The 24,250-nt window shown below is 32.3% G+C and carries 23 protein-coding genes; 14 read left to right on the top strand and 9 right to left on the bottom strand.

What is annotated here, in order from left to right:
- Positions 1–10: 10 nt before the first annotated feature.
- Positions 11–1,267: an S-layer homology domain-containing protein gene (locus JYK00_RS07765; RefSeq protein ID WP_207566343.1), complete on the top strand. Its 1,257-nt coding sequence runs from the start codon at positions 11–13 to the stop codon at positions 1,265–1,267.
- A gap of 63 nt (positions 1,268–1,330) precedes the next feature.
- Here the strand turns inward: JYK00_RS07765 and JYK00_RS07770 are convergent, their stop codons facing one another.
- The 6 genes from JYK00_RS07770 to JYK00_RS07795 all read right to left on the bottom strand — a co-directional run bounded on the left by JYK00_RS07770 (position 1,331) and on the right by JYK00_RS07795 (position 7,331).
- Positions 1,331–3,199 (bottom strand): transketolase, encoded by a 1,869-nt coding sequence (locus JYK00_RS07770; RefSeq protein ID WP_207566344.1) that lies wholly within the window; start codon positions 3,197–3,199, stop codon positions 1,331–1,333.
- A 123-nt stretch (positions 3,200–3,322) separates the two neighbouring features.
- Positions 3,323–5,662 (bottom strand): homocysteine S-methyltransferase family protein, encoded by a 2,340-nt coding sequence (locus JYK00_RS07775; RefSeq protein WP_207566345.1) that lies wholly within the window; start codon positions 5,660–5,662, stop codon positions 3,323–3,325.
- 213 nt (positions 5,663–5,875) lie between these two features.
- Positions 5,876–6,211, bottom strand: a complete 336-nt coding sequence (locus JYK00_RS07780) for a carboxymuconolactone decarboxylase family protein (RefSeq protein WP_207566346.1) — start codon at positions 6,209–6,211, stop codon at positions 5,876–5,878.
- Positions 6,208–6,405 (bottom strand): SHOCT domain-containing protein, encoded by a 198-nt coding sequence (locus JYK00_RS07785; RefSeq protein ID WP_207566347.1) that lies wholly within the window; start codon positions 6,403–6,405, stop codon positions 6,208–6,210. The genes JYK00_RS07780 and JYK00_RS07785 overlap by 4 nt, the downstream gene beginning before the upstream one ends.
- Before the next feature lie 79 nt (positions 6,406–6,484).
- Positions 6,485–6,721 (bottom strand): hypothetical protein, encoded by a 237-nt coding sequence (locus JYK00_RS07790; protein WP_207566348.1) that lies wholly within the window; start codon positions 6,719–6,721, stop codon positions 6,485–6,487.
- Positions 6,722–6,737: 16 nt separating this feature from the next.
- On the bottom strand, positions 6,738–7,331 hold the full coding sequence (locus JYK00_RS07795) for a class I SAM-dependent methyltransferase (protein ID WP_207566349.1): 594 nt from the start codon (positions 7,329–7,331) through the stop codon (positions 6,738–6,740).
- 130 nt (positions 7,332–7,461) lie between these two features.
- On the opposite strand from JYK00_RS07795, the gene JYK00_RS07800 reads away from it, so the two are divergent.
- From JYK00_RS07800 to JYK00_RS07860, 13 genes are all read left to right on the top strand, one after another.
- The gene (locus JYK00_RS07800) at positions 7,462–9,912 is read left to right on the top strand and encodes a hypothetical protein (protein WP_207566350.1); all 2,451 of its coding nucleotides are present in this window, start codon (positions 7,462–7,464) and stop codon (positions 9,910–9,912) included.
- A 149-nt stretch (positions 9,913–10,061) separates the two neighbouring features.
- Positions 10,062–10,517, top strand: coding sequence for a flavin reductase family protein (locus JYK00_RS07805; protein WP_207566351.1), 456 nt, complete (start codon positions 10,062–10,064; stop codon positions 10,515–10,517).
- A gap of 2 nt (positions 10,518–10,519) precedes the next feature.
- Positions 10,520–11,116 carry a class I SAM-dependent methyltransferase gene (locus JYK00_RS07810; RefSeq protein ID WP_207566352.1) on the top strand — a complete coding sequence of 199 codons (597 nt, stop codon included), beginning with the start codon at positions 10,520–10,522 and terminating at the stop codon, positions 11,114–11,116.
- Positions 11,113–11,775 (top strand): energy-coupling factor ABC transporter ATP-binding protein, encoded by a 663-nt coding sequence (locus tag JYK00_RS07815; RefSeq protein WP_207566353.1) that lies wholly within the window; start codon positions 11,113–11,115, stop codon positions 11,773–11,775. Before JYK00_RS07810 ends, JYK00_RS07815 begins: the two co-directional genes overlap by 4 nt.
- Positions 11,775–12,977 (top strand): type II secretion system F family protein, encoded by a 1,203-nt coding sequence (locus JYK00_RS07820; RefSeq protein WP_207566354.1) that lies wholly within the window; start codon positions 11,775–11,777, stop codon positions 12,975–12,977. Before JYK00_RS07815 ends, JYK00_RS07820 begins: the two co-directional genes overlap by 1 nt.
- A gap of 4 nt (positions 12,978–12,981) precedes the next feature.
- Positions 12,982–13,332, top strand: coding sequence for a hypothetical protein (locus JYK00_RS07825; RefSeq protein ID WP_207566355.1), 351 nt, complete (start codon positions 12,982–12,984; stop codon positions 13,330–13,332).
- Between the two features lie 121 nt (positions 13,333–13,453).
- On the top strand, positions 13,454–14,323 hold the full coding sequence (locus tag JYK00_RS07830) for a hypothetical protein (RefSeq protein WP_207566356.1): 870 nt from the start codon (positions 13,454–13,456) through the stop codon (positions 14,321–14,323).
- Complete coding sequence (locus JYK00_RS07835; protein WP_207566357.1) at positions 14,289–14,867, top strand: hypothetical protein; 579 nt, start codon at positions 14,289–14,291, stop codon at positions 14,865–14,867. The genes JYK00_RS07830 and JYK00_RS07835 overlap by 35 nt, the downstream gene beginning before the upstream one ends.
- Positions 14,864–15,289: a hypothetical protein gene (locus tag JYK00_RS07840; protein WP_207566358.1), complete on the top strand. Its 426-nt coding sequence runs from the start codon at positions 14,864–14,866 to the stop codon at positions 15,287–15,289. Before JYK00_RS07835 ends, JYK00_RS07840 begins: the two co-directional genes overlap by 4 nt.
- Positions 15,286–15,738, top strand: a complete 453-nt coding sequence (locus JYK00_RS07845) for a hypothetical protein (RefSeq protein ID WP_207566359.1) — start codon at positions 15,286–15,288, stop codon at positions 15,736–15,738. Before JYK00_RS07840 ends, JYK00_RS07845 begins: the two co-directional genes overlap by 4 nt.
- A gap of 18 nt (positions 15,739–15,756) precedes the next feature.
- A complete protein-coding gene (locus tag JYK00_RS07850) occupies positions 15,757–19,809 on the top strand; it encodes a type II and III secretion system protein (protein ID WP_207566360.1) in 4,053 nt (1,350 codons plus the stop codon).
- The gene (amrB, locus tag JYK00_RS07855; protein WP_207566361.1) at positions 19,810–20,619 is read left to right on the top strand and encodes an AmmeMemoRadiSam system protein B; all 810 of its coding nucleotides are present in this window, start codon (positions 19,810–19,812) and stop codon (positions 20,617–20,619) included.
- Between the two features lie 111 nt (positions 20,620–20,730).
- A complete protein-coding gene (locus JYK00_RS07860; protein WP_228288227.1) occupies positions 20,731–21,234 on the top strand; it encodes a ComEA family DNA-binding protein in 504 nt (167 codons plus the stop codon).
- Here the strand turns inward: JYK00_RS07860 and JYK00_RS07865 are convergent.
- The 3 genes from JYK00_RS07865 to rsmH are packed head-to-tail and all read right to left on the bottom strand — an operon-like array spanning position 21,231 to position 24,134.
- Positions 21,231–22,976: a penicillin-binding transpeptidase domain-containing protein gene (locus JYK00_RS07865; protein ID WP_207566362.1), complete on the bottom strand. Its 1,746-nt coding sequence runs from the start codon at positions 22,974–22,976 to the stop codon at positions 21,231–21,233. The two genes, JYK00_RS07860 and JYK00_RS07865, sit on opposite strands and share 4 nt — an antisense overlap.
- Positions 22,977–22,978: 2 nt before the next feature.
- Positions 22,979–23,242 (bottom strand): hypothetical protein, encoded by a 264-nt coding sequence (locus JYK00_RS07870; RefSeq protein WP_207566363.1) that lies wholly within the window; start codon positions 23,240–23,242, stop codon positions 22,979–22,981.
- A 13-nt stretch (positions 23,243–23,255) separates the two neighbouring features.
- Positions 23,256–24,134 carry a 16S rRNA (cytosine(1402)-N(4))-methyltransferase RsmH gene (rsmH, locus tag JYK00_RS07875; RefSeq protein ID WP_207566364.1) on the bottom strand — a complete coding sequence of 293 codons (879 nt, stop codon included), beginning with the start codon at positions 24,132–24,134 and terminating at the stop codon, positions 23,256–23,258.
- Between the last annotated feature and the right edge of the window lie 116 nt (positions 24,135–24,250).

Raw genomic sequence — 24,250 nt, forward strand, 5'->3', positions numbered from 1 at the left:
GGTGTTAACGATGAAAAGGGTATTAACATTACTTTTTGGAATTATTTTACTTGGTGTAACAATTTTTGGCGCTTTTAAAGATGTACCTGTGAATCATTGGGCTTTTGATGCAGTTAATGAGCTAAGTAAACTTGGAATAGTTAGCGGTATGCCCGATGGAACTTTTCAGGGAAACCAGGCAATGACAAGATACCAGGTAGCTGTGGCATTATACAGATTATTGAATAATATTCAGGAGAGAATAGACAAAGCTGTATCTGGCGCAGCTAACGTGGGGAAATTGCAGGAACAATTTTTGACACTTTCTGATCTTGTGAGTACAGCTATGAATCGTATAGAAGATTTATCTGCTATGAAAAATACTGTCCAAATTCTTTCGACTGATGTCAGTGAATTAAAAACAGCACTGGTTAATGTTAGAAATGATGTAAAGAGCTTGTCTATAGAGATTTCTTCTTCAAAAAATAAATTATCGTCCAACGAAGAAAAAATAGTATCTATCTTAGAAAGACTTTCAGCTTTAGAAGCTTCTATAAAAAATCTTTCAAGTAGTAATGAAATGATGAGTTTAAAAGGTAATATTTCAAGTTTAATGAGTGATATGGAACAATTAAAACAAATGGTTAACGCAAAAGTGGATAAAGAGTCTTTCCAGAAAAAACTTGAAACTATTAATACCCAAATCAACGCATTAATTTCCAGAGTTGATACTCTTTCTGGTGACATTAGTGTATTTAAAACCGATATTTTGAGCGAAATAAACTCAGTAAAAACTTTAAAACTCTCTGTTGAAACAAATTCTGCGAGTATAAACGCTTTATCAGTAAATGTTAAAAACATTTCCGACAAAATAGTTAAATACGATCAAAAAATTTCTTCCCTGGAAGAATATTTAACCACCAGCATGAACGCATTAGACACTAAAATTGCAGCAGTCTCCGGGGATATCTCACAAATAAAGGTAGATTTCCAGGCATTCTCTTCAGAAATTAGTGCAAAAGTACAAAAAATGAATGATAAAATAGCTGATTTTGAAACTAAAGTTTCAAAAGTTGATGCACTTGAAAACAACATTACAAAAGTTTCAGAAGAAGTAAATTCTTTAAAGAAAGACACCACTGAAAATCTCAAAGAACTTTCAACTAAAGTAGAAGATGTTAATAACTCTCTTAATAATTCAAAGAATTTAGCAATCTTTGCCATGGTGCTTTCAGTACTTTCTGGATTAATTGCAGGTTGGGCTTTATTTACAGCTATGCAACCTTAAAAGCTGTTCGCCAACAAAAAAGGCTCCCAAAAATTTCGGGAGCCTTTTTGTTAAAAAGTGATTTTAATCTTCCAATAACCTCTTAACAGCTTTTTTAATTCCTTCTGAATCTAAACCGTATATTTTAAATAAATATTTATAACTTCCCGACACCGGGAAATGATCCAGACCTATTTTCTGAAATTTATCAGGTAAAACTTTCATCTCAAAAAGTTTGGCTGCTATTAATTTTCCCAGTCCGTTAAATGTGTTGTGATCTTCGACCACCAGAATCTTTTCTCTACCATATCTTGTAAGTATCTCTTCGTCGAGTTCTAAAGGACATGATACATTTATCAACGCAACATCTACGCCTTCTTTTCTTAATTCTTCTACTGCGTTTAAAGCATGAGGAACAACTGATCCCATTGTGAAAATGGCTACTTCTTTCCCATCTCTTATTACATCCATTTTCCCGTAAGTGAATGAATAATTTCCATCAAAAAACAATGAACCATCTTCCTTTTTGATAGGTTCCATTTTACTTCTCCCCATGGCTATAACAAAATTTCCATATTCTTTAGCAACATACCTTACAGCGCGATCCGTCTGATTTGGGTCAGCCGGGACAATTACTTTAAATCCAAACCAGGCAGTTGGGGCTGATAAGTAATTCAATCCATGATGAGTTTTTCCATCTTCGCCCACGTCTATTCCACAATGAGTTACCACAACTTTTAAATTAGTGTTATTAATCGCATTCAATCTGTGCTGATTAAATGTTTCATCCACTCCAAAAACGCCAAAATCTGCAAAAAATGTTACGAAATCTTCCACACTTAAAGCTCCGGCCAGAGTTGCCGCATTGTGCTCCTGAACTCCTATTTCAATTAATCTATCAGGCCTTTCTTTATCCAGATAATTGAGTTTAACAGAACCTTTAAGATCGCAATCAATAGCCACAACATTATCATTAATAACGGCAAGATCAGCAATAGCCCTTCCTAAAGCACTTCTATTATCAGTCTTATCATTGTAGATTCTATATTTACCCGTATTTATACTTACCTTGTACGATTTCTTGACATTTTCATGTTCTTTTATTGGCAATTTTTCTCTTATTTCTATGTACTTTCTCGTATCATTTTCTATACCTAATTCCTTTAGAGCTTTTTCAAGCTCTTCAGCGTTTAATGGTTTCCCATGGTAATCTGGTTTATCCTCCATAAAAGATACGCCTTTACCTATTATTGTATGAGCAATTATTACAGTAGGAGCTCCATCATTCTTTGCAATGTTCAAAGCGGAGTAAATTTGTTTATGATCGTGCCCATCGATTTCTATAACTTTCCAACCAGCTGATTCATATTCAGATTTTAAATCAACATACATGATGTCTTTTGCATGGCCACTAATTTGTATATCATTGTAGTCAATTATAACAGTAAGGTTATCTAAGTTATATTTTCGAGCAGTTCGTCTTGCTTCCGCAACCTGACCTTTTGCACTTTCACCATCACTCATAACAACGTACACATGATAACTGGAATTTTTCAACTTTCCTGCCAATGCCATTCCAACACCTGCAGACAATCCCTGTCCAAGATTCCCCGTTGTCCATTCTACGCCTGGTATTCCTCTGGTAATATGACCTTCAAATATACTCGCAGGATGTCTGAAACCGGATATGACTTCGTCTCTGTCAACAAATCCATAAGCAGCAAGCGTACTATAAACACCGGGAGAAATATGACCATGGCTTATTATTATCCTATCTCGATTTTCTTTCCATGGATCCTTTGAATCAACATTTGCGAATGAATAAAGAGTTACAAGAATATCAATTGAAGACATAGAACCACCAGGGTGGCCTGAATTTGCTACATGAGTCATTTTCAAAATATCTCCACGGCATTGAAGCGACAGATTTTCTAAGCGTTTGAAATCGAGCATAATACACCTCCTCTGGTTTTTATAAGACTTAAAGGTAAAGAAAATTATAACATTTCAAAGTTACACAAATACGTTATTTATTATAAAATTTTGAAAGCTTTCCTTCGGCAATTACCGGGAAAATTATGCTTTTGGTTTAGTTTTCTTTGATATAAGACTTTTACATAATTTAACCGCTTCTATTGCATTTTTCGCATAATAGCAACCAAATTCTCTTGCAAGAAATTCATTCATGGAGGCACCCCCGGCTATAACGAAAGTCTCCACTTTAGACTTTTTTAGTTTTTCAACAATTTCTTTAATATGTCCAACAGTTGTTGTCATCATTGCTGAGAGTCCAAGAATATCAGGCTTAAACTTTACCACATGTTTTATAATTTCTTCTACTGGCACATCTTTACCAATGTCTATTACCTCAAAACCAACGCTTTTAAGGATTGTAGCCACAATATTTTTTCCTATATCGTGAATGTCATTTTGAACAGTTGCGAGCATCACCGTCCCTAATTTTTGGGTACCTGTTTTTTCGATTAACAAGTTAAGATATTCAAACACAGGTTTCACAGTTTCTGATGCCAGCATCAATTGAGGAAGATAAATTTTACCTGTAGCATATAACTCACCAATTTTGTTCATGGCTTCAGCAAGAAAGTTCTGACTTATCTCAATAGGAGATGTATTTTTAAGTTTGTTTTTTACAAACTCCATTAACATTTCCTTTTTTCCATTTACTATGTAATACACTAACGAATTTTCGGGAAGTTTAATTTCCTCTGCTATTAACTCTTTACCATTTAACATTAAAATCCCAGATAAAACACTCATTGTAACATTTTCGGATGGATTCATTATTGCCGCATTTGCGCCATACTCTACGGCTAATGCAAGAAACGCTGCATTCATACTTTCCCTGTTTTTCATTCCAAAAGTCAAATTTGATAATCCTATTATTGTCTTTAAGCCTTTTTTAGATAGGAGTTGGATAGTTTTTAGAGTTACATGATAATCGTTTCCTGCTCCAGCAGGTAAAACTATAGGATCAAAGTAAATACGACTCAAACTTATACTGTGTTCCTTAATTATATCTACTGATCTTAACGCTAAATTAAGCCTTTCTTCAGCAGATTCTGGAACTTCCTTATCCATTAAAAGGACAACAAGCAGTCCACCGTATTTTTTTATCAGTTCCAATCTTTTTTCAAGATGTTTTCTATTTGAAAATGCCGAGTTTATCAATGGGCGTCCTACGTATTCTTTAAGAGCTGTTTCAAGAAATTCAAAAGTTTGTATATCAAAAGACACGGGAATCGTAGATATTTTATCCAATTCTTTTGTAAAATTCGCAAAGTGTTCTTTACTAAGAATGGATTCAATTCCAAAGTTTACATCTATTGCAGTTGCTCCTTCTTGCTCCTGCTTTGTTGCAAGCTCTAAAGCTCTTTGAAAATTCATTTCTTTAATTTCATTTTGAAATTTCTTTTTACCACTTACATTTATTCGCTCTCCAATTATCAAAAAAGGTTCGGTGCTTTTCAGGATTGTTCTTGAAGATAAAAACTCTTCAACTAAAATCTTTCTTTTTTGGGGTTTTGTAAAACCGATTCTTTCAATCATAGCTTTGATATGTTCTGGTCCTGTTCCACAACATCCTCCAACAATATTTGCTCCCATTCTGACAAACTCTTCCATATACCTGGAAAATCTTTCAGGTGATAATCTATAAGATAATATTCCGCGTTTGAAAATGGGTTTCCCGGCGTTAGGTTTTACACATAATGGCTTTTTAGAATATTTTGCAAGTTTTGAAAATACAAATAACATTTCCTCTGGTTCAAGCGTACAGTTTATTCCGACTACATCCACATCCAGATCGTTTAAAATGGTTGCAAATATTTCTACAGAGGTTCCTGTTATAGATACACCATTTTTTTCAAATGTCATACATGCTATCAATGGAATTTCTTCTGAAATATCTCTCACAGCAAGAATAGCTGCTTTTAATTCTTTTAAGTCGGAAATTGTTTCTATTAAAATGGCATCTACTCCTGCATTTAACAAAATCCCCGCTTGCTCTTTGAAAATAGTGTAAGCCTTATCAAAAGAAATATTCCCTAATGGTTCTATAAACATTCCAGTTGAAGAAATATTTCCCACGATAATTTGTTCAGAAGTACTGGCTCTTTTTGCAATTTTAACCGCTTCTAAGTTAATTCGTTTGACTAAATCCCCTGCTTTAAACGAGTCCAATTTTATCCTATTTGCACTAAAAGTATTTGTTAATAACAGATCCACCCCCGCTTTCACATAAAATTTATGAATCTCATAAACGATATGTGGGGCTCTAATATTAAGCATTTCGACAAACTTTTCCTTAATACCATATCTGAAAAACTCTGTACCATACGCTCCATCAAGAAATAACACTCGTCTTGATAGCAATTCTAAAAAGGTTTTTCTATCCATTAACCCACCTTCTTTTATTAATATTCTACCAGAATTATTTAGATAAAAAGTATTGTAACATTATAACGTTTTATCAGGAAAATGAGCACAAAAATTGGCAAGGTTGGCGAGATTAGCGAGAGTTAACAAGACCTGTCCTGAGCATGGAGTGCGAAGGAACTTCAAGGTTGGCAAGACTAACAAGATCTGCTTTGTTGAGGAGTAAAGCAAGTGTCATTCATCTGTTGAACAGCAATTTTCATCTTTTTCTATTTTTATATCTTCCCAATATTTCATCGCCTTTAATGCCCATTGTTCACCTACACAACCTGCAAACATTATGGAAGTTTCCAGCGCTTCTAAAAATTCTTTTTCATTAACGTTTGCATTTTTTGATTTTTCCACATATGCTTTTATACATGGCTCACATTTCGCCACTATTGACATTGTTAGCGCCATCAGTATTTTATACTTCGAAGGTATTTCACCATCGCTTAAGGCTTTTTGACGCATTCGAACTAATCCACCAGTAACTTCTGGCAAACTTTTTCTCCATTCTTTTAAATTCATAACGATTCGCCCCCCTTTCGTAACTGTTCTCTTTCATTTAAAAACTCTTCCTCGGTTATTTCTCCTCTTGCGAATTTTTCTTCAAGAAGTTGCTCGGGATCTTTTTTAGAACTACAGCAAGAACTTGAAAAGAACTTTTTAGAAACAACAAACCATAAACCCACACCCAGCAAAACACCAATTATTGCCCACATTTTTGCCCACCCCATTTTTCAAGGAATAAACAAATTTTTAGAAATTCTTACCTGTCTAATTATTGCATTTTAAACAATTTCATGATTCTTCAGATTCATTTATCAGTTGTTCTATATAATTAATTTCTTCAACTACTTCATTAAGTTCTTCCAAAACTTTGTTCAAATCCAGTCCCTTATTCTCACAACTATCTTTTAGTGTACTCATTTTGGTACAGCACGTATCGAATCCATATTTCTGAATAGCCTGATACAACTTGTCATCCATTTCCATAATTTCCTTTAACGTCATGTTTTCAGTAATCTTTGGTAACATGATTTTCGACCTCCTTTTACTTTTTGGCAATTATTAATCTAACTATATCTTTAAACAAATATTGAACTTCGATAATATTCAAACCGGCTCTTCTAATATTATCTTCCGTCTCTCTTATCATAGAAGTGCCCAGGAATAATTTTGTCATAGGTTGCATAAGATATAATGGTATATTATATAAAATATTTTTGCTTTTCATATGCTCCAGAAACACCGCTGTTCCATTTCTTTTAAGTACTCTTTTGACTTCTTTCAAAGCTTTTATTGGATCAGGAACTGTACAGAAAACAAACGTGGAAAACACTGTATCGAAAGTATCATTTTCAAATTTGATATCCATAGCATCCATTTCCAGCAACTCAATATTTTCAAGATTTAATTCTTTCTTCCTCTTTTCCGCGATTTTTAACATATTCTTACTCACGTCAATTGCAAAGCCTCTGACACCTTCTGGGTAGTATGGAAAGTTCTTTCCCGTTCCCACTCCTACTTCCAGTACAAAACCATTTACATACTCAAATAATTTTTTTCTATATTTTGAAAATACCCTTTTTTCTATAAAACCTTCCGCCTTATCGTAAAACTTTGCAATTTTATCGTATTTAGCCATTCTATCCCTCCCCTGGGGGGTTCGTAATAATTATAACATGATTTATTTTTCATTTATGTGTCTTTTCTGAAAAAATTCAAGTATAATTCTTTATGAAACCTGTAAATTCACGTGAAAGGTGGAATTTAAGATGCGCTATGTGTTTATCACAGGGTTTTTCGTTCTTTTTATTTTGCACATTGGTTTTGGTGGAATCATATCTTTTCCTCACGCTGATATTTTTTATCCTGAAGGGTATAAAAATATAGCGATATTAGTTGGTAATATCTTTGAAAATATCAGAAAACAGGTTATAGAATTGGTTGGTAACGATCCAGGAAGAGTTCATTTTATTATAGAGGATAAAGGAACCATTTCAAATGGCATTGCAAATCCTATTATTCATAAAACTATTACACTTTACGTATGGCCACCAGAAAATTGGTTTTATTTAGAACTCCCTATTGAGGATTGGTACAGATATTTAATAATTCATGAATTCACGCACATTGCTCATCTTACACTTCAAAGTAAAAATATGACTCTTTTAAGTAATATCACAGGAATACCTCTCTATCCTAACCTGTTTTCACCGTTTATAGAAGGTATTACTCTTTTTTCAGAATCTAATTTTTCTCCAGAATCAGGGAGGTTAAACTCACCTATTTTTTCTATCGGATTATATGAGCACAATATAAATAATTTTCCAGAACTTGTTTATGTCAGCTCTGATCCTGCTGATGATTTTCGAAGAGGATTGCTTTACTATAACTTCGTTGGCGGGTTTTATAAATACCTTGTTGATCAATACGGATTAGATAAAGTCAAGGATTTTCATAAAAAAATGTCAGGTGAAATACCCCTGATAAATGAAACCAAAATTTTCAAAGAAATATTTGGAAAAAGCGAAAAGGAACTGTATTACGAGTGGTACAAATCACTAAAATCTAACAGAGAAAAACTAAGCTATGGACAAGGTGAACTAATTTATTATCTTGAAAACGGATGGATAAAAAAGATAGAAAGTTCAAATGAAAAGCTAATAATACTTACAGAGCAATATGGACCAGTATCAAGTTATAATCCTTTTGTATTTAAAAACATTGTTGAATTTTCTGAAAATGGGACTGAATTTTCAAAAAAAGAAGTTTCATGGATTGATTTCAAAATTAGCGAAAAAAACTATTATATTTTGAAAAAGACAAATCGATTTGGTAAGATTTTAAATCAAATCTGGAAAGTCTCAAGTAGTGACTTTAAAGCAAAATTGATAGCTGAAGGATATATTTCATCATTTGCCGTTGCAAAGGAAAAATTATACATATCATATTACAACCCCAAAACATTAACAACAACTATATCCGGACTGAATATTAAAATCTCCAAATTTGTAAGATATATGGCTGCAAGCAAAGATATGATTGCTTTACTAACTTCAGACAACAGAATCTTAATATACAAAGATACAGGAGAATTTTTGTATGAGATACCAGATGATGCAATGAAAGGAGCTTACATCAAATTCTGGAACAACGGGATTGTTTTTACCAGAAAAGATAGCATTTATATGAACGCATATTATTACGATTTAAAGTCACAGAAACTATACAAACTCACAGAAAAAGGTCTTATAATGGATTTTGTTATACAGGACAATACAATATTTTACGTTAGCTATTTCGACGGAAAAGGAACAGCAGTATATAAAACAACTTATAACCTGCACAAGGAAAAATATAAAAATAACTACTATGTTTTCAACAACAAAATATTCCCCCATAAAGAAGCACAAAACGATTTTATCAAGCATTTTTCGATATTTATTCAGCCTATAACATGGCTCCCTATTCCAGACATTCAAATTTCAGATAATGAAAAGCATTATGGACTCGGCTGGTTGTATGTATTTTCAGACCTTAAAATGAATAATATTCTTGGAATATTACCATCAATAAAATACAATTATGACACCCAATCACTCTCTACGCAAATTCAAGGATTTTACTTGATGAATTATGAGCCTTTTGCTTTTCAAGCTATGTATAATTCTTCAAACAACTCAGGTTCTGCTTCCCTTAGCTTTAGCAGCAACATATTAGAAATTACTCCTGAGTGGACACTTGGCATTTACTCGTCAGTGAAAACTAAGAATTCACCAGCTGAATTTTCTTTCTCGCTGGGGTTAAATTTTTACAATATTACCAGAACTTTCTCTTTTGGTATAACCTCTACATTGTATCCTATTCAAAAAACTATGTTTACCACCAATATAAAACTGGCATTTAATAAATTTTCTGGAATAAAAGTTTCTCTTGATTTCCATATTGAAACGTTTAAAGTTTATAAATACGATATTTCCACTGTTTTTACTTTAAAAACAGAAAGTTTTGATTGGTGGCATTTTACTTTCAAAAATCTTGGAATGACTTTTGGCGTAAATACAGAATCTGCCTATTTTCACTTTTTTCAGGAAATATACCTATTGAAGTTAAAATTTTACACGAAACTTGGAATACAAATGTATTTTGACAATAATTTCAACTTTTACTTTAAAATCGATTTAACTCCTTACAGTATTACACAACAGCTTTACAAATTCTAAGGAAAAAGAAGTTTTTTAATCATTTAATAGTATGTTATGATTTAGTATAACGATTTTACAGAAAATAATTTATTTTTTAAATTCCCTGTGGTAAAATATTATCGAAATATTACAAAAACTGTATAAAAAATAAGAGAAGGTGGGAGAAAATGGATGCCTTGAAAAAGTTATACACAACCACTACTGTTATTACAGTTAATACAAAAAGGGGTATGAACGGTATAACGGTAGCATGGATAACGCGCGTGTCCATTAAACCACCTATGGTGGCAATTTCTATTGGAAAGTCTCGGTATAGTTTTGAACTTTTAAAAGAGACAGAAATCTTTGGCATTTGCATTTTGGGGAAAAATGCCCGTCGTATCGCAGAACATTTTGGTTCAATTTCCGGGAGATATAAAAATAAATTCGAAAATATCAACTATAAATTAAGTTCTCGAGGTATTCCTATAGTAGAGGGGACAATAGCTTATATTGAATGTAAAAAAGTATCAATTACAGAAACAGGTGATCATTTTATCTTTGTAGGAGAAGTTGTTGAACAAATTGTTTATTCAGATGAGAAACCACTTCTTTATGGTGAACACAAAATTTTGGAGGTGTAGAAATGTTCGAACACTATTATACACAAAAACCGACTACTCCACTTCGTATAAAATATGCTGAACTGATTCTCAAAAATGCTCATAAATATATTTTTAAAACACCAAGTGGGGTTTATTCTTTCGGAAAAATTGACAAGGCAAGCAAAATTTTAATAGAACATTCCATTGCCAAGTCTGGAAAAGTTCTGGACCTTGGATGTGGTTACGGAGTTATAGGTATTACGTTAAAGAAAGAATATCCGGAAATAGAACTTTATATGAGCGATATAAACGAAAGAGCAGTAGAATTTGCAAAAATCAATGCAAAAGATAATAATGTTGAAGCTACCATAAAAGCAGGAAATCTTTACAGCGTATGGGAAAATATGGTATTTGATCACATTGTTTCAAATCCTCCAATAGTAGCAGGAAAAAAAGTCTGGATGGAAATAGTTGAAAAAGCTCCAGAATTCTTAAAAGACGGTGGAACTTTAGAAATTGTAGCGTTTCACAATAAGGGAGGAAAAAGAATAAAAGAATTTATGAATGAAATTTTTGGAAATGTAAAGGATACATGGAAAGAAGGAGGAATAAGAGTCTACCTTTCTGTTAAAGAATGAAAATCACACTTGAAAATTTAAGTTTTACCTATGCTAAAGGAACCCCATATGAGAAAGAAGTTTTAAGAGAAATAAACCTTGAAATTAAAGCCAGCGAGACTGTCTTTATAACAGGAAGAACAGGTTCTGGTAAAACTACGTTGTTGTATATACTTGATTTTCTTTTAAAGCCAACTTCGGGAAAAATAAAGGTTAACGGCGAAAACCCATTCAAAGATCCGTACAGATTTAGAAAACACATAGGTATTGCTTTTCAATTTCCAGAACATCAATTTTTTTCCGAACGAGTTATCGATGAAATAGTGTTTTCTATGAAGAATTTTGACGTGGAAAATATTGATGAAAATCTTGAAAAAGTATTGAGCATTACTGGAATAGAAAAAAAATTACTTTCAAAATCCCCATTTGAGTTATCAGGCGGGCAACAACGAAGAGTGGCAATTGCCTCCGCAATTGCCCATAATCCAGAATTTTTGATATTGGACGAACCAACAGCAAGCCTTGATTCTACAGGAATTAGCATGATAAAAACTCTGATGAAAAATTGGAGTTTATTGGGAAAGACACTTATAGTAGTAACTCACGATTTAAACCAGTTCAAGGATTTAAACAAAAAAGTTTATGAACTCAAAAACGGCACCTTAAAAGAGGTGAAATAGTGAACTATAAATATGTAGCTTACAATCGAAAAGGAAAAAAGGTATCAGGAACTATAGAAGCTCAAAACGTAAGAGATGCTATTAACCAGCTTAGAAACAACGGTTTTGCCATCCTTGAGATTTCAAAAGCTTCTGAAACCCGATTTGAATTTTTAAAGAACCTTTTTACAATTCCCCTGAAAGATATTGTTCTATTTTCACGACAACTTGAAACTATGATAAGTGCAGGTGTACGAATTAAAGAAGCACTTGAAGTACTGTCTCAGCAAGAAATTTTCAGCAAAAGATTTAGAAAAGTTCTTACTCAGGTAACTATAGATCTTGAAAGTGGAAGTTCGTTCTCGGAAGCTCTGGAAAAACAGAATGTTTTTGATGAAGTTTTAATAAACATGATAAAAGCTGGTGAAGAAGGTGGAGTCCTCGAGGACACCTTGAAAAAACTTTCAAACTATTATGAAAGCGTAAATAGAATGAAACAACAAGTAAAATCAGCTATGGTATATCCTACTTTTATTCTAAGTTTTGCAATTGTAGTTATTATAGTTATTAGTGTTTTTATACTTCCCAGACTTTTTAGCGTCTTCGGGAACGCGTTGCAAGTAGGTGGACTTATTAGTATTTTAACAAAACTAAACCATTTGTTTTTAACAAGCTGGCCACTCATAAGTATACTTGGAGTATTGGCAATTGTCGGGTTTGCGTTATTTTTGAAAACAAAGTATGGTCAGAGTTTCAAAAATTTTCTTGGAAATTTAATACCTCCTGTTAGAAAATTAAAGGAAAAAATAACTCAGGAGAGATTTTGTAGAACATTTGGAGTTTTAATTGGAAGTGGCGTATCAGTAATAGACACGCTCGAAATGGCTGCAAAAGCTTCAAACAATCCATCGTTTATTAAAAAAATCAAAAATGTACAGGAAAAGGTAAGAAATGGTAGCACTTTAAAAATGGCGTTAAAAGAAGAAAAAGTATTTCCACAAATAATATATGAGATGGTTGGTACAGGGGAAGAAACTGGTAAACTGGATACAATAATGAACAAAGTTGCTGATTTCTTTGAAGAGCAAATCACCCAAGATACAAAAAAATTACTCTCAATGATTGAACCATTGATGATAGCTTTTGTTGGACTTTTTATTGCTCTTCTTGCGTATACTATGTATACTGCTATATTCCAGATGCAATCTTCGTTTGGAGGATAATTACGTGTCATTGATCGAATTTATAGTGCTAATATTCGTATTTAGTTTTATTTTTGCTACGTCTTTGATTAGTATATTATCACTAATAGATGAAAACTTATTAGAAGAAGAGCTTTTCAGTACTTTTGTTTATGCCGGTCTATGGAAATCAAAAGCGGATTATATTCGTTATTTCAAAGATACAGGAATGATGTACTATTCCATTAGTAATTATTCAATAAACGTCCCTGTTGAATACTCTGAAAATTTTTTTGATCAAACTGAACTTAGAATAAAACCATTTAAATGGATCAATGGTGGAACATTTGGAATTTTTACAATTGAACCTATTTCATTTGAAGTCAATTCTAAATAATTGAGTTAGTTTTTTGCAATAACATAATCAGGAGATGATAAGATTGTCACTATTACAAAAGCGCATAATAGCATTCGAACAGCAAGATGAAACTTTTAATTATATGATAGGAGAATACTCAATGAAAAAGCTTAAAATTTCAAGTTATGGTGTTTTGCAAAAAGAATTTAAACAGCACATTGAAGATATTATTGTCGTTAACATCCCCTGGGATCTCCTCTTACACGTAAAAATCGAAACACCTCCTATAACCAACGAAAAAGAATTGAAAAAATTTCTAAAATTTGAAATCAGCCAGAATATAAGCATGGAAACAAACGAGTTCTTTTTCGATTATTTACCATCTCAGGGAGGAATAACACACGCACTTGTAATAAAAAACAGTGACCTTACGCTTTTTTTAGAAAACATTTACGAAAAAAATGTCCCCGAACCCGATATTTTATATCCCGATATTTTAAGAGAACTATTGCCTGTCAAAAAATTCCCTGGTGTCTGGATTTATTTTATTCTTTCAAAAGAGTACTCTGGTACTGTAATAATGGACAGCGATAAATTTTTAAATATAAGATTTTCAGAGCTCTCCCTTCAAAACGTTTCCCAGATAATTTTAGACGAAACAGGCTTCACACTCTTTGAAATAGAAGAAAGTAGAAATGAAGAATTAACAAGCGAAGCAAGAAAAATTTTTACTGTGCTAATGCAAGATTTATTAGCTGAAATAGAAAGGGATATGCTGGTAACAATAAACACAACAGGTGAAAATTTTAATATAGATATGGTAGAAGGAATTTCCATTATTTCTGAATCTTCGCTATTTTACGAAATTTTACGGGAAAATATAGACTTTACAACCCTTATAAGAGAAAAATATATGGCACCAGATTTTATCATTCAAATCAAAAAAAATACATTGACAGGTTTGACTGGATTGTTGCTGAGAGGGGGGTACGAGCTTGGAAAAGTTAAATCTCTACAGTGGAAAAATTAAAAAAATTTCTATATCAACTTTTGCTTTGCTGATAATTTTATCACTTATACCATCAAGTTCTCTATATTTTTTCGAACGAATGTGGATCAACTGGAAAGTCAGTGGAATAATTGCAAATTATCCTGAAGTATTTAACACTGTTACAGTAACTGATACGTTCTTGTATCCTGAAGAAATAGAACAACAACAGAAAGTCTATAACAAAATGATCAAAAACCTGGAAAGAAATCTCTATGAAATAAAAAATACCATTGAAAAATCTGTAAAAAGTACTTTTTTTATCAAAGTGCTTTTCAATACTTTTTATAACCTTCAGCAAAATAAAGAAGATAATGTGCATTATTTTATAAAAGAAATAAACTTTGACGGAAAAAGATTTACTATTATATTTTATGAATTTAGCTCGAAACCATTTATAAACATTGAAAATCTTAAAAATGAACTAAAAAAACTCTATAAAGATGTTGATATTAAAATTATTGATTCAAAGAGAATTTATGGTGCAGTGAAATTTTATAAGTATCAAGTGGGGGGGAACTTATGAACGTACCGAAAAAAATAGCTTTTACTATAGCTGTAATAATTCTTGGAGTTACAATTGCGTTTGTAACATATGATTTTGTTTTCAACGCAATAAATTTTGTAAATACCTTCGTTATAGATACTCAGTTATTTGCACAAACACTTGCAAAATACGAAAAACTTTTTAATGAATTAAAAGAGCTCCGCAAAAATTTAGAAGAGGAAGTTAACCTGGAAAAACTGGAACAAATAAACCTGAAAAATGATAAAATTTCAATTGTAACTACAGATAAAGAAGCAGCAAAGTTATTGAATGAAATTCTATCGTCAAAAACCATCTATTTTAAAAAGCTAAACTTAAATGTTCAAGCGCCATTTCCAATTATTTTCCAGCCATCAACTGTTACCGTGAATATGTATTTAGAATTGGGTGGTCTGGAATGAAGCAAAAGTTAATTATACTGATAATAGTAATAGGTATGGTGATATCATTGCTACTTACCTATTATCTGTTCTGGAATAAAAAAGAAACGGTAATTTTACCTGTAAATATTAGTTCTAAAGACTTTACCTATATTAGCAAAATTAAAGCTCTTGAATCATATAATTTAAATGTTGAATCAACTAATTTTTTTAAACCATATCTTTTGAACATAAAGGAAAATAATTTTGAAGTTAATAAAATCCCGGCTGTTCCAAATATCTATTTTATAGGATATTATCGATTTGATACTCAAAACATGGTGCACCTGCTCTCAAAAGGAAATTTTTACACTTTCAAGCAGGAAGACTTAATTTTTAAAAGATACCACATATTAAAGGCTTTAAGTTATGGTTTGATTGTACTTGACGTCTCCGAAGGTGATATAAAGATAATAAAGATAAAGCAATAATGGGGAGGGGTTTATATAATGAAAAAAATAGCGATTTTAATTTTAACAAGTTTTTCTCTAATTCTTCTTGCAAGTATAACAAACATTACCTATTACGAGTCTAACGGAGAAATAATTTCAGTGTTTGAATTTGATAAACCAATTGCACCATCTTATGTGGAATTCGGCTGGAACGAATCTAAAACAGTTTATTATTTGCAAATCTCAAAAGAGTATATTGAAAACACTTATTTACCTGTTTCAAAAGGTCCGCTTGAAGGCATTCAAATTATTTCCACAAATGGCGGTATTAACATTTTCTTTTTTACTATAGTACCTGTTAAAGCAGATTGGTATGTTTTAAATAACAAAATATATGTAAAAATGCCTCGATCTGTTTCGAAAAAACTTTTTAGTTTTTCATATGTGAATGCATCCCTTGATATTGTGGCAAGAGACTTTTCTGAAGCACTTGGCATAAACATTTCACTTTATGAAAGTGTTCGAGAGAAAACTGTGAATTTAAAGGTTGACAACGCCACTATCGAAGAAAGTCTACGACTGCTTTTACTTAATAATCCAGAAATTAGTTATGCATATGGTCCAAATAAAACTTTATACATAGGTTCACCTGAAGATATTCAAAAGAACTTTGCACGTTATTGGCAGGTTTACGAAGGGGAACTTAACGTTGAAAAGTTAAAATCATTACTTGCGTCTGGTACATTCGTTAAATATTTAGAAAACAAATCGAAGATATTCGTGTACGGAGGAGTTAGAGAACATAGAATGATAGCAGATGCAATAGCTATTAAACCAACAAAAAGCTGGTATTATTATCCTTACAGTGTTTCCACGCAAACTGTAACAAAATTTATGGAAAATATCTCTGAAATTTACAGTGTAAAATATGTAATCCTTGATGGTCTAAAAAAAGTAGCCATTTACTCAAGTAGTGAGGCTGCAAAAACAATAGGGCGTCTGATTTCTTACTTAAAAGAAGAAATAGAATTTGAAAAAGAACCAACTGTAAAAATAAAAGTTAAATATCCTGACAGAATATTTGAAGTTTTATCGAGTCTGGGTGTAAATGTTCAAAAACTTGGGAATTACATAGTTGTTCCGAAATCCAAGAAAGAAATAGTACTTAATTTGGAAAAAGATCATACTGTTGGAAATCCATATCGCCTGGTACTTGAAGACGTTAAAATAGACACAGTTCAAAACGCTCTTAGATATTTAGGTATTTCAGAAAGTGATGGAATAGTTACTGAGAGCAATAACAAGGTATTTGTTACACTTTATGTAAGTGACGAAATTTATAGAAGATTTATTCAATTCTTAGAAATAGCCTCAATGAAAACTGCTATCGTAAATTTAGATGAAAATGAATTAAAAAAATATAAAGTAACAATTATCAAGAAACTTTCAAATGGAAATTATCTTATTAGTGGAAAAGAAGAAGAGATTGATAAAATCAAACTATTAGTTTCAAAACAAATGAAATCTGGATACACTAAACTGACTATAAAGTTGTTACCAACAGATCCTCCATTTGAGGTGCTTCAAACTTTACTTGAAGCAACTGGAACCAAAATTAATGATGAAATTGTAGTATTTTCAGTCAAAAAAGATTTAGTAAGAGAGTTTGAAAACAAATTGAATAATCTGCGGAAAGAGTTTGGAAAAAAATATTATGTAATTACTGACTATATAATTGACGAAAATCTGGAGAAAGCAATAAAAGATATGTACAACGTAGATATATCAAAAATCGGGGATAATTATCTTCTCATAGGATACGATATTGAACCTGCAAAGGATTTCATAAAAAGGTTTGGAATAATAAAAAAAGAAAGTTCGTACTACAACCAGACAATTAAAACAATTAAAGTATTATTAGAAAATTCTCAAGAGATAGAAAATATTCTAAAAGAATATTATAATGTAGACGCTAAATATTATTCATCTGTAAAATTACTTTTCATAAAAGGTACACCAGAAAAAATCAAATCTGCTGAAGAATTTTTAAAAACTATCATTACGGAAAAAATCCAATCGTCTTCAGAAAAAGTTTCCACAGAATTTCTTAAACAGCCTCTTCAGAAAGAACTCCTCTCATCTATAGAAAGTATAACAGGTGTTAAGATTTACACATTTGATTCCGGAAGCTTACTTGTTGGAAATAAACAAAACATTGATTCTGCAAAAGCAATTTTAGATAGACTGTTAACTGATGCGACAATAGTTAAAGTTTCCACGCAATTGAGCGAAAAAGATATAGCAAAAATTATAAATGTGTACAACAACAAAGTAAATTTCTCTAAAGTTGGAAATTATGCGTATTTTTATGGAAATCCCGATATTATAAAAAGCATAATAAATGAAATCACAACAATTACAAACGCATCAACCAAAACCATTGAGAAGCCAGAAATATACGTTGAAAATGAGAAGGTATATATAAGAGTTAATCAAAAACCACTACCAGAAGTAATAGTAAAAACTTTTACAAATTTTGGAAAATCTATTGTACTTTCCAACATACCAGAAACGCCTATTACAATAAATCTCGAAGGAGTATCTTTCGAACAATTTATAACTGTTCTAAAAACATACAATGTAAAGATCGAAAAAAAAGATGACATATACTATGCCATCAAAATTCAAGCCGAAAGTGAAAACCTTGTTGAGCTAAAAAATAATAAACTATTTGTCAGAGCAGAAAATATGCCCATAAGTTTTCTTGTAAAAGAAGTGTATAACAAGTTTGGATATTCCGTAGTAGTCAATGGAGTTTCAGAAACAATTAGTATGGTCTTAAATAACTCATCACTTGAAGACTTTGAAAGGATTTTAAAATCTAAGGTAAATATCATAAAAAACGATAATATAGTTTTTATAACACCTATTGAAAAATCCGAAAAAGAACTACTGAGTAAAACTCTTGAAGGCACAATAAGGGTAAACGATGGATTGATTACTATAAACGCTGAATCCGTTTCTCTTGAAGAAATCATAAAAAGCATAATGCAAAAATTAGGATATTCAGTTGTTTTTTCAAAAAAACTGGATAAATCTGTAAATATTTATGCTAAAGATATCACTTTTGATACATTTAAGAGAATAGCAGAAAATTATAATGTAAATATAGAAAAACAGAACAATTTATATTTTGTAAGCGAGACCAGCAATGCTACCAAAACTGTTGATTCATTTATATTTGCTGTTCCGCGCGGCGCTGATAAAATAAACGAACTCGTAAAATTCTACGGCGGTAGCACCTACATAGATACGGATAGTGGACTTGTAATCGCCACTGGTATAAATGCAAAAATTGCTGGTGAAATAAAACAACTGATAGAAAAAATTTCACAGGTGAAATTAGCTTCTATAGAAGTTAAAGTAATAGATGAAGAAACACTGGATTCGTTTGTCTCAGATCTTGGAACAATGTTTATCTCGGATCTTGGAACGATAACAAATCGCGATATGCAATTAAGAATAGGCGTTGGAGATGCTCGAATTGACAAAATTATGAAAAAATTAATAAGTATAGGAAATGAAATAGGGAAAGCAGAAATCGGCATAAACACCACAGCTGGAGCTCTTGAAAAAAATAATGGAAAAAGCAATGTAATTGCCAGCCCAAATATCGTCGCTAAAAGTGGTGAAACTGCAAATATACTAATTGGTGACAAATATCCTATTATTCTCAAACAGGGTGAAAATCAAACTGAAACCATACAATATTTAGAATCTGGAATAAGCCTCAGTATAACTCCTTACATAAATGCTGATGACACCATAGATCTTTCACTGCAAATCAAAGTTAGCTCTTTTGATTGGTCTGTGAGTAACCCGTATGGACTACCAAAAGAAAATACAAGGGAAGTTAATACGAGTTTAACATTAAAAAATGGTCAAACATTGATAATAGGTGGATTAACCAGAGAGGAAAAAAGCAACTCTGTTTCAAAACTTCCAATTTTGGGCGATCTTCCCATAATAGGAAAATTTTTCAAAACAGAAAAAGAAAGTACCATTAAACGTAATATCATAGTCTTTATCACTGCGAAGGTGGTGAAATAAGTGATTGATAGAATTCCCGCTGTAGCAGGCACATTTTACCCGAAAGAACAATTTCAACTAAAAGCTTTATTAAAAGACTTTTTTGAAGAAAAAATGGAATTATCATTTTTAAAACAAAATGTTGGACTTATATTACCACATGCAGGATATATATACAGTGCTAAAACAGCCGCATTTGCTATTTCTAAACTAAAAGATTTTGGTAAACCCAAAACTGTTATTTTAATAGGACCAAATCACACCGGAATTGGAAAAGGAACTTTTTCAATATGGGATAAAGGAAAATGGATTACTCCATTTGGAGATTTTGCTGTTGATACCAAACTTGCAGCTTTTCTTATAGAAAATAATCCATTCATCGTGCCAGATTATAGCTCGCATATTGCAGAACATTCACTGGAGGTTCAAATACCAATTCTATCGTATTTTCTGGGATCATTCAAAATTGTACCAATACTTGTAAATAATCAATCATACGAAAATGTTTTAAAACTTACTAAAACTTTAAAAGAAATATGGGAGGTTGAAAAATCTTTACTATTCGTGGCATCATCAGATATGAATCATTATGAAAGTGAAGACATAACATTACAAAAGGATACGAAATTGATTGAAAAAATCCTGGAAAAAGATATAAAAGGGATGTACGAAATAGCCTTAAAGTACAATATCTCCGCATGTGGAATAGGTCCTATTGCAAGTATTATCCCGCTTTTTGAAAATGTAAAGCTCATCCATCATACAACAAGCGCTGATATTTCTGGAGACAGTTTTCATACAGTTGGGTATGCAAGTTTTTTACTATGGTAAAATACAGGAATTATTGTACACAAGGAGGTCTAAATCATATTTGATATTACCAGGTTAATAAAAAATCTCAAAAAACATCGCGCGTTTTTCGTAGTTTTTTTTCTTATAATAATTTTTTCAGGTGTATTATTAGAACCGAACAAACTAAAAAGTAGTGAAGTCACCTATAAACCAAGAAAATACGTTAATCAAATTATTGATTTAAACACAGCCTCCATTGATGAAATCAAAACATTACACGGAATAGGTCCTGCAAAAGCACAGGCAATAGTAGATTATCGCAAAAAATTTGGGCCTTTTAAGAGCATAAAAGATGTATTGAATGTCCCTGGAATAGGAACTGCTACTTTAGAAAAGATTAAAGACAGAATATACATTAATGATTCTGCAGAAATTAACACCAACAACGCATCAAAAGAGCATGTAAAAATTAACATAAACACTGCCACAGAACAGGAATTAGAAACACTCCCGGGTATTGGTAAGGTGAAAGCTAAAGCTATAGTAAATTACAGAACAGAAAATGGCAACTACACCACCTATGAAGACTTGTTAAATGTAAGTGGGATAGGAAAAGTAACTCTCGAAAAAATAAAACCTTATATTGAATTTTAATTTTCGGGATAAGAAAAAGACAAGTTCACCTCAATTTCTTCAGATATATTTCCGGGTGATGGATTTTGACTTATAACATAATATCCCTTGCTTTTTATTTTGATTTTGAAATATCTTGCCAGACTTTCCAGCTGTCTTATATTCCATCCTTTAAGATCAGGAACTACTCCAGGTGTGACTAATAATCGTTTGTTTCTCTGCTGCTGATTTACAATAGCCTTTACAATCTTTGCAAAAATCGGAGCAGCAACATTTCCGGCGAGCGTATAACCTTCTGGATTATCAATCCACACAAGCACTGTATATTGTTTTTCTGAACTTTTAAAGTATCCCTCAAATATCATATAATACTCTCCAGAGCCTGGTTTCTTTTCTGCTGTCCCTGTTTTCCCATAAACCGCTACTCCAGGTACATTTGCAAGAATTCCTGTACCGCTTTTCACAACTTCTCTTAACGTTGATAAGATTATACGCGCACTTTTTTTACTGACAACTCTGCGACGAACAACACTCTTTCCTTCGATAAGCGTTGGTGAAACATAAATTCCATCATTAACCACTGCATTAAAGGCTGATATCAATTGCAAAGGAGTAACTCCAATGGAATAACCTATTGGAATATAAGCCCAATCTATTTTAGACCAGTTTTCAACCTTTCTAAGAATTCCTGAAATTTCTCCAGGAAGTTCTACACCTGTTGGCGCACCAAAGCCAAAAGATATCAATACATCGTATAATTTTTCTTCTCCATACATTTTAACAAGTTTTTTCGAAGTCAATATTGCAGCTACATTACAGGAACGAGCTATGGCCCCGGTTAGGTCAAGTAAACCATGCGCGTGAATGTCAGTAATTTTTATATCAATGTCTGGATCAGGATAGATGTAACCCTGACAATTGTAGGTTGAATCTGGCGTAACTACACCAAGATCAAGCATTGCCGCATAAAAAATGGGTTTCAAAGATGAACCTGGCTCAATATATCCCATTATAAAATCTGGCCATCTTCTTGTTGTAACAATACTTCTTAATTTTCCTGTATTTGTTTCCATGACAATAATTCCAACACTCTCTGCTGAATATTTTTTTAAAGAATCTTCGGCAATGGCATACATTAATGCCTGGAGATCAGAATCAATTGTTAAATTTAAATTGTTTCCATTTACTGGAGGGCTATAATCAGAAATTGTAGCACTTAAACTAAAAAAACCAGAATAGGAAACTTTAATCATTCCATTTTGTTTGGGCGAAAGAAAATCATTAAAATACTTTTCTATGCCTGATATTCCCTGGTGATCTCTAACATTACCAACTATATTATTCAATCCAAAACTTCCCACAAATTTTCTCTTTTCCTGAGATTCAAGACTTACAAAAGGTAACAAGGAAGGAGGAACTTTCTTGAGGAGAAATTCTCTATCAATGGATTCTCCTAATTTGATAAATTGTTTATTTAAATCCATTTTAATATTAAAATTGTTTTCCAGATGTTCTATGTCATTTTCATAAGACGGGTTATAATATTCCTTGAAAAATTTCACGTCAAAATACGCCACATACACTGGATAACTCAGCGCTAATAGCCTCCCACGCCTATCATAAATATTTCCTCTAAGCGCCGGTATTTTCTCAGTGTACGTATTTTCAGCTTTAACTATGTCAAAACTTATTAACTTTATGAACATTCCAAAAAGTACTATGACTATTATCAGAAGAATAAAATTTAATCTTGGATTCTTCATTTCTATTTTATGATCTCAAAACCAACCATTGTACTATCGATATTTTTTTCGAGGATATTAAGATCATTCTGGAGGTCTATTAATTTTGTTTCGTAAAACTGTTTCTCATTTTCCAGTTTTAGTGTTATGTTAGAAAAATAAGTTGTTACATACATCATTCCAGCGAACAATATCACTGGAATTAAAACCTGAATAACCAATTTCAAAATATCAACCAAAGGTACCTCATGTGCCAGATCTTTTCTTTTGACTTTGTGAACAGTCATTTTAACGCACCTCCTATCTCCGCTCCGCTACACGCAACTTAGCACTTCTGGCTCTGGGATTCACAGATAACTCTTCTCGCCCCGGTACAATTGGACCAGCTAAACTTGATAGCCTCTTATCTTCTTTGAAATGATTCTTCACAATACGATCTTCCAGGGAGTGGAAAGAAATTATTGCAATGCGTCCTTGAGGCTCAAGATATTCGGGAACTAAATTAAGAAAAGTTTTAAGATTTTTGAGCTCCGAATTTACTTCTATTCTTATAGCTTGAAAAGTTTTAGTTGCAAAATGTCTTTTTCTACGACGAAGCTCACCAATAGGAAGAGCTTTTTTTATAGCCTCCACAAGCTCATACGTTGTATTAATTGGTCGATGTGATACAATGGATTTCGCAATCCGGCGGGCAAACCTCTTTTCTTCACCAAATTCAAATATTATTCTGGATAGTTCATCTTCTGAATAATTGTTAACTACATCAGAAGCGGTTTTCTTTTGCTCCAGATTCATTCGCATATCAAGAGGTTCGTCTTTGGAAAAAGAAAATCCTCTACCTTCGCCTTTAAGCTGATAGGTAGATACACCTAAATCCACCAAAACACCACTTACCCTATTTATACTTAGGGTTTTTAATACGACGGGTAACTCTATGTAGGAAGCTTTAAAAAGCTTTACATTATTCAGGTGGGACAATCTCTTTTCTGCTATCTCCAATACCTCAGAATCAACATCTAATCCCAAAACGCTTATTTTATCATTTCGCTCCGCTATAGCTCTGGTATGTCCCCCCTCGCCAGCTGTACAATCAACATAGATCCCGTCATCTTTCCAGATAAGATGCTTTAATACCTCTTCTAAAAGAACAGGAATGTGTTTTTCGTTATATATTCTCACTTTTCTCGCTCCGCTCCGCTATAATTACAACAAACCAATTTTAAATTTATCATATTACCTCATTAAAGCAAAATTTTTTATACAATAAAAAAAGGCGGTAAAAGTCCCCATGTAAT

Source organism: Thermosipho ferrireducens (assembly GCF_017358165.1).
Taxonomy (GTDB): domain Bacteria; phylum Thermotogota; class Thermotogae; order Thermotogales; family Fervidobacteriaceae; genus Thermosipho_B; species Thermosipho_B ferrireducens.

Coding starts and splice junctions, on each gene's coding strand:
- JYK00_RS07765 (WP_207566343.1), top strand. CDS start 11: ATGAAAAGGGTATTAACATTACTTTTTGGAATTATTTTACTTGGTGTA.
- JYK00_RS07770 (WP_207566344.1), bottom strand. CDS start 3,199: ATGCTCGATTTCAAACGCTTAGAAAATCTGTCGCTTCAATGCCGTGGA.
- JYK00_RS07775 (WP_207566345.1), bottom strand. CDS start 5,662: ATGGATAGAAAAACCTTTTTAGAATTGCTATCAAGACGAGTGTTATTT.
- JYK00_RS07780 (WP_207566346.1), bottom strand. CDS start 6,211: ATGAATTTAAAAGAATGGAGAAAAAGTTTGCCAGAAGTTACTGGTGGA.
- JYK00_RS07785 (WP_207566347.1), bottom strand. CDS start 6,405: ATGTGGGCAATAATTGGTGTTTTGCTGGGTGTGGGTTTATGGTTTGTT.
- JYK00_RS07790 (WP_207566348.1), bottom strand. CDS start 6,721: ATGTTACCAAAGATTACTGAAAACATGACGTTAAAGGAAATTATGGAA.
- JYK00_RS07795 (WP_207566349.1), bottom strand. CDS start 7,331: ATGGCTAAATACGATAAAATTGCAAAGTTTTACGATAAGGCGGAAGGT.
- JYK00_RS07800 (WP_207566350.1), top strand. CDS start 7,462: ATGCGCTATGTGTTTATCACAGGGTTTTTCGTTCTTTTTATTTTGCAC.
- JYK00_RS07805 (WP_207566351.1), top strand. CDS start 10,062: ATGGATGCCTTGAAAAAGTTATACACAACCACTACTGTTATTACAGTT.
- JYK00_RS07810 (WP_207566352.1), top strand. CDS start 10,520: ATGTTCGAACACTATTATACACAAAAACCGACTACTCCACTTCGTATA.
- JYK00_RS07815 (WP_207566353.1), top strand. CDS start 11,113: ATGAAAATCACACTTGAAAATTTAAGTTTTACCTATGCTAAAGGAACC.
- JYK00_RS07830 (WP_207566356.1), top strand. CDS start 13,454: ATGAAAAAGCTTAAAATTTCAAGTTATGGTGTTTTGCAAAAAGAATTT.
- JYK00_RS07840 (WP_207566358.1), top strand. CDS start 14,864: ATGAACGTACCGAAAAAAATAGCTTTTACTATAGCTGTAATAATTCTT.
- JYK00_RS07845 (WP_207566359.1), top strand. CDS start 15,286: ATGAAGCAAAAGTTAATTATACTGATAATAGTAATAGGTATGGTGATA.
- JYK00_RS07850 (WP_207566360.1), top strand. CDS start 15,757: ATGAAAAAAATAGCGATTTTAATTTTAACAAGTTTTTCTCTAATTCTT.
- JYK00_RS07865 (WP_207566362.1), bottom strand. CDS start 22,976: ATGAAGAATCCAAGATTAAATTTTATTCTTCTGATAATAGTCATAGTA.
- JYK00_RS07870 (WP_207566363.1), bottom strand. CDS start 23,242: ATGACTGTTCACAAAGTCAAAAGAAAAGATCTGGCACATGAGGTACCT.